The 6415-nt window shown below is 58.3% G+C and carries 1 protein-coding gene; it reads left to right on the top strand.

The features are described from left to right. Positions 1-578: 578 nt before the first annotated feature. Positions 579-6415: glycoside hydrolase family 2 TIM barrel-domain containing protein (locus H7U37_RS14100; protein ID WP_204876678.1), on the top strand; the 5837-nt coding region annotated here is incomplete at its 3' end.

The following is a 6415-nucleotide window of genomic DNA, read 5'->3' as shown; positions in this document are numbered from 1 at the left end:
CCGTGCGGAAGTGGCCCAGATGCTCTACAACTACAGCAAGATCGGCTGAACAGCGGAGCTGCCGTAAGGCAGGCTGAGAGCCGGTAAACGGCGGAGCCGCCGGTCCCATCCGGGACCGGCGGCTCCGATTTGTTTCGACACAAAATGTCCGCCGTGCAAGGAATATAATAAACTCAAAAAATTAGTAAATTGAATGAATAAAAACCCAAACAAGAAGAGGCGGAACATACATATGGAGGACAAATGCTTCTCTCAGAAAGTACCGTGACGGGCACGGGAAAGAAAGGTTACAGATTGGAAACAAACTTACTTAAAAAATATTCAATTTGTACACTTGCAATCCCGATATAATTCCGTGCTCTCAACATGTTGTACAAAAAATTTTTCTATGATATACTGGACACATGCGAACGGCTGAACGATAGGGACCTTTTGCCCAATTGGAAGGGGCAAGAAGAAAGGAGGTTGCCCCGCCTCGAAAGGGCGCTTTTGCGGACAAAAGACCTTCTGTGACAGCCATACAGGCAAGTAAACAACGGGAACCAGACTGAGAAAAAGGAAAGGAAGGAAACCATTTTATGAGAAAATCTTCAAAGCGTTTCCTGTCCACGGCGCTGGCGCTGTCCATGGTAGCCGGACTCATCGTCCCGGCCAACGCAGCCCAGTACAGCGGCGCCGAAGTCTATGACCATGTGCTGGACATCTATGAAGAGGATTTCCAGGACAACGTCAGATTTACGGACGACGGTGTGGCCAATGTGACCGGCCAGGAGTGGTATGCCGACAGTGAGACGGTCGGCGTCAACCGCGAGCGCGCCAAGACCCAGTTCGTCTCCTATGACAGCACCGAAAAGGCCCTGGCTGCGGAAAAGAGCGTCATGGACGAGGTGGGTCCTGAGAGCTCTGACTATTACATGCTCCTCTCCGGTAAGGATTGGGACTTCGCCATGGTCACCAACCCCGAGGAGGCCGCCAAGGTAGACGCCGAATACCTGGCCGAGGAGTACACCGGCGATGCGTTCCAGCCGGAATACGTGCCTCAGCCTTGGCAGACCTACCGCAACGAGGACGGTACCTTTAAGTATGACGAGCCCATGTATTCCAACCAGATCTTCCCCTGGAATGAATGGGAGGGCTTGGACTATAGCAATCCGAAGGCCCCCACGGTGTACAACCCTGTGGGCTACTACCGCACCACCTTTACCACGCCGGAAAACTGGGATGGTCGTGAGATCTTCATCTCCTTCCAGAGCGTGGAGTCCGCTTATTATCTCTATGTGAACGGTAAGCCCGTGGGCTATTCCACTGACAGCTTCACCGCTCACGACTTTAACATTACCGACTACCTCAACCCCAACGGGGGAGAGAACACCATCGCTCTGAAGGTCTTCCGCTGGTCCATCGGCAGCTGGCTGGAGAACCAGGACTTCATCCGCGAGAGCGGTATTTATCGCGATGTGTACCTCTACTCCAAGGACGAGGTGGAGATCCGTGACTTCTTCTTCAACACGGAGTTTGATGACCGGACCGACGAAAACAGCAATGTAAGCGTCACGGTGGACACCACCCTCCGCGGCCTGTATAACGCGGCCGAGGGTCAGTACACCGTTTCTTCCTACATCGTGGATGACAACGGTGAAACGGTCGCCGCCGCCGACGATCAGACCGTGACCATCGCCGCCTCCGCCGGCAAGAGCGCCGAGGAAGTGCTGCGGGACGAGGGCACCACCGTTACCAGTGAGATGTATGTGGAAAATCCGGCCAAGTGGTTCCCTGACACCCCCAACCTGTACTCCCTGGTGCTGGAGCTGAAGAACAGCGACGGCGAGGTCATGGAGTCCGTGGTGGAGCGGGTCGGTTTCCGCGAGATCTATAAGGTGGACATCGACGACGCCGGCCACGAGCAGATGCAGATCACCGGCCGTCAGATGATCCTCCGCGGCGTCAACCGCCACGACACCGATCTGGAGACCGGCCATGCCCTGACTTATGAAGATTATTACACCGATCTGACGTTGATGAAGCAGTACAACCTCAACGCCATCCGTACTGCTCACTATCCCAACGATCAGGTCCTCTACGATCTGGCCGACGAGCTGGGCATTTATGTCTGTGCCGAGGCCAACATCGAGAGTCACGCTGCTGCCAGCGGCGGTATCAAGGTCCCCAGCGGCACCGGTTCCGGCCTGCCTGAGTGGGTGCCTCCCGTGCTGGACCGTGTGGCCACCAACACGGAACGCTATAAAAACCACGCTTCCGTGGTGATCTGGTCTCTGGGCAACGAGGCAACTTACAGCCAGAATACCCTCAATGATGATTACAGCTTCTGGGTAGCTTCCATGTATCTGCTGGCCCGTGACCCCAGCCGTCTGCGCAAGTACGAGCGCGAGAGTGACGGCTACTACGGCCATAGATATGTCAAGGCAGAGGGCGCCGATCCCTGGACCACCGATGTGCGTAAGAATAACATCGTGGACGTGCAGAGCACCCAGTATGCCCTGCCCAGTGGTGTAGCAGGCTACAACGGCCAGATGCCCTACATCCATTCCGAGTATAACCACGCCATGGGCCAGGCCTACGGCAACGCCAAGGAACACTGGGACGTGATCCGCGAGAAAGATAACGTCCAGGGCGGCTTTATCTGGGACTACATCGACCAGTCCATCCGCACCGTCAGAGACAACGGCGACGGTACATATGATGAGTTCTGGGGCTATGGCGGCGACTGGATCGATACCAAGCGCAATGATAACGCCTTCTGCGGCAACGGCCTGGTCTATGCCGACCGTACCCCCAGCCCCAAGCTGGAAGAGGCCCAGAAGGTCCATCAGCAGGTGAACTTCTACGCCGACACCCTGAATGTGACCCCCGGCGGCACCATTGATGTAAAGGTGGTCAACGAGTTCGAGGCCACCAACCTGGATGCCTTTGACATCACCTGGACCCTCACCGAGAACAGCATTGACACGCTGGCCTCCGGTACCCTGGCGCTGAGCACGCCGCACATCAACGGGAGCTCCCTGGACGGTGACAACACCGAGACCGTTACCATCGACATCCCCGCTGATGTGGCGCCGATGGAAGGCAGCGACTATCTGCTGACCTTCTCCGTCAAGCTCAAGACCGCCACGGAATGGGCCGATGTGGGTTACGAGATCGCCTATGAGCAGTTCGAGCTGTCCTTTGACGATTCCACTGCCCAGACCGAAGTGGTTACCGACAAGGACTTCACTGACGTCCAGACCATCGGCAGCGAGATGATCCTCACCGGCGAGACCGATTACGGCCAAGCCTTTGAGATCACCCTCAACACCAAGCTGGGCACCATCGTGTCCTACAAGCTGGACGGCGAGGTGGTCATGACCGCCGGTCCCGAGCAGAGCTACTACCGCGCCGAGACCTACAACGACACCACCGTTACCAAGGATAGCCGCCTCAAAAATGCCGGCGATCCGGAGAACATGACCAACCTGAGCGTTTCCGCTACCCGGAGCGGCAATACGGTGGTTATGGCTATGAGCGGCACCATGGCGGTGCCCGCCAGCGCCCTGATGGCCTATGTCGTCTACGGCAACGGCGAGATCGTAGTGCTGGATCAGTTTATCCCCTCCAGCAACTTCGCCTCCGGCGGCCTGCCCAAGATCGGCTCTCGTATGGAGATCAGCGGCGACTACGATAACCTGACCTACTACGGCCGCGGTCCCCAGGAGAGCTATGTGGACCGCAAGAGCGGCGCGCTGGTGGGCGTGTACACCGACACGGTGTATGACCCCAATGACGCCATGGGCGAGGATTCCAGCTGGGAAGGCAAGAAGATGCTCAAGCCGCAGGACAACGACAACCGCACCGACGTGCGCTGGACTGCCCTGACCAATGACGCGGGCACCGGCCTGATGGTCACCGCCGACGACGTGGTGGAGATCTCCGCCCTCCACTACACCGCCGAGGAGATGAACAGCCAGACCTACAACAATGCCCAGTACCGTCATCCCAACCAGGTGCCTCAGAAGGATGAGATCGTCTGGAGCATCGACCTCCATCAGAACGGCGTCAGCGACACCGCCTTCATGGGCCACCGGCCTCTGGACGGATACCGCTTCGCCACCGACCGGAGCTACTCTTACTCCTACCGCATTTCCCCCATCCAGCTCACCGACGTGAGCGAAATGATGGACAAGGGCAACGAGGCCTTCCCCGTGCCCGCCTCCTCCTATCCCATCACCGGCATCTACATCAACGGCAACGCTGTGGCCGGCTTTGATGTGGATCCCAGCGTGGTTTCCACCTACACGCTGTCCGCCACCGAGACGGTTGACGTTACCGTGGACGGCACCAGCGACTTTGAGGTGGCCTACAATGAGGACGGCACCATCTCTGTCATCGCCTACAACAACTACGGCCAGAAATTCGAGTACCGTGTGCAGCTGGCCCGCGAGGGTACCGAGTTGCCCTACACCGTATTCAGCGGCGTGAAGGTAGACAACAATTACAGCGGCCAGGTTGCCGGCAACATCATTGACGGCAATTCCGGCACCATCTGGCACTCCAACTGGGCCGTCAGCACGCCCATGAGCACCCTGTGGTTCATGGTGGAGCTGAGCGAGGCCACCGACATCAACGGCATCCGTTATCTGCCCCGTTCCGACAGCAACAACTTCAACGGCGCCTATGGCGACCATGACATTTATGTGAGCAGCAAGCCCATCAGCGAACTGACCGGCGATCCCAACAGCGGCGACTGGACCTATGTGGGCTCCGGCAGCTGGACCAAGGGCAACGGCTGGAAGTCCACTGCCCTGAATGAAGTGGTCAACGCCAAGTCCATCATGGTCATGCCCAAGACCACCTACGGCGACACCGAGAACGCCTGGGGCTCCTGCGCCGAGTTCCGCGTCACTGCCGCTTCTGTGGTGGATACCGCCAACATGACCGTGGAGCTGGACGAGAGCTACGTCTACATTGGAAGCCCCGTCTGCCCCGATCCCGTGGTCACTCTGGACGGGATGCGTCTCATCCGCGGCGTGGACTACACCGTGAGCTATGAGAACAACGACGTCACCAGCGGCACCGGTACGCTGACCGTCAACCTGTGCGGCTCCTTCTCCGGCGAGCCCGTCTCCAAGGACTTTGCCATCACCGAGGGCGATCAGTATACTGTCACCGTGGAGAACGGCACCGAGGAGAGCATCACCGCCTATGTGGGCCAGACTGTCACCGTCACCGCCGCCGAGGCTGCGGAAGGCACCATGTTTGACGCCTGGACCAGCACCGATGAGGCCGTGACCTTTGCCGATCCCAGCAGCGAGTCCACCACCTTCGTGATGCCCGACCATGACGTCACCGTCACCGCCACCTATGTGGCCGCCTATAACGTCACCGTGGTGGGCGGTACCCTGGACGAGGAAGGCACCATCACCTCCCAGAAGTACAAGGTGGGCAGCACCATCACCGTCTATGCCCAGGTGCCCGAAGGCAAGGTCTTTGACCACTGGGAGACCGACGGTGAGGACGCCGTCATCGTGGATACGGCCCGTGATCCTGCCATCATGAACGCCACCCCCGCCCGCGACATCACCATCACCGCCGTCTTTAAGACCGACGAAAACTATTTCGAAATCGTGGACGAGCTGCCCAGCTACGCCTATCTGGGCCAGACCTTCGCCGCTCCCGAGACCATCAAGGTCATCAAGGGCGACCAGGAGATCGACGCAGTGGTGACCTGGAACGAGGGCCAGCTCAATGCCATCAACACGGCCACCGAGGTGGGTGCCTACACCCTGAGCGGCAGCGTGGAAGGCCATGACATTACCTGCACCATCACCGTGGTGCCCGGCGATGTGGTCTACTTCGTGGACGCCGGCGCGGATGAATTCACCGCTCTGGGCCAGGCCATCGTGGACTACAACGGCGATACCATCCTCAACACCACCACCGACCAGGCTTACACCGCCGAGAGCGGCTGGGGCTATACCAACCCCGAGAGCGAGGTCGAAGGCCACAGCGATTATGGTACGGATACCTACAGCACCATCCGCAACATGACCGACAGCAAGGGAGAGGATGAGAACGACGGCCGCGGAAAGCCTCTGTTTTATCAGTTCGACAACCTGGAGCCCGGCACTTACAATGTCTACATTGGCTACAAGAACATTTGGTATCAGACCAATTGGCAGCGCAATGCTACTATTGAACTGATCAGCAATGACCAGGTCCTGGCCACCGCTGAGAAGAACCTGAATGTTGAGGACGGCGAATATGTGGCGCTGGAGGCTGCCATGACTGACGCTTCCGGCAGCCTGACCGTGAAGCTGAGTCCCAAGGAGAATACCAACGCCAACAACGATATGTTGGTGAGCTACATCGTCATCACCCGTGTGGAGGGCGAGGAGCCGGTGCCCACCCCCGAGACCTACAC

The sequence above is a fragment of the Pseudoflavonifractor phocaeensis genome, assembly GCF_016901735.1.
In the GTDB taxonomy this organism is placed as follows: domain Bacteria; phylum Bacillota; class Clostridia; order Oscillospirales; family Oscillospiraceae; genus Pseudoflavonifractor_A.
This window is presented reverse-complemented; position numbering and strand designations above follow the sequence as displayed.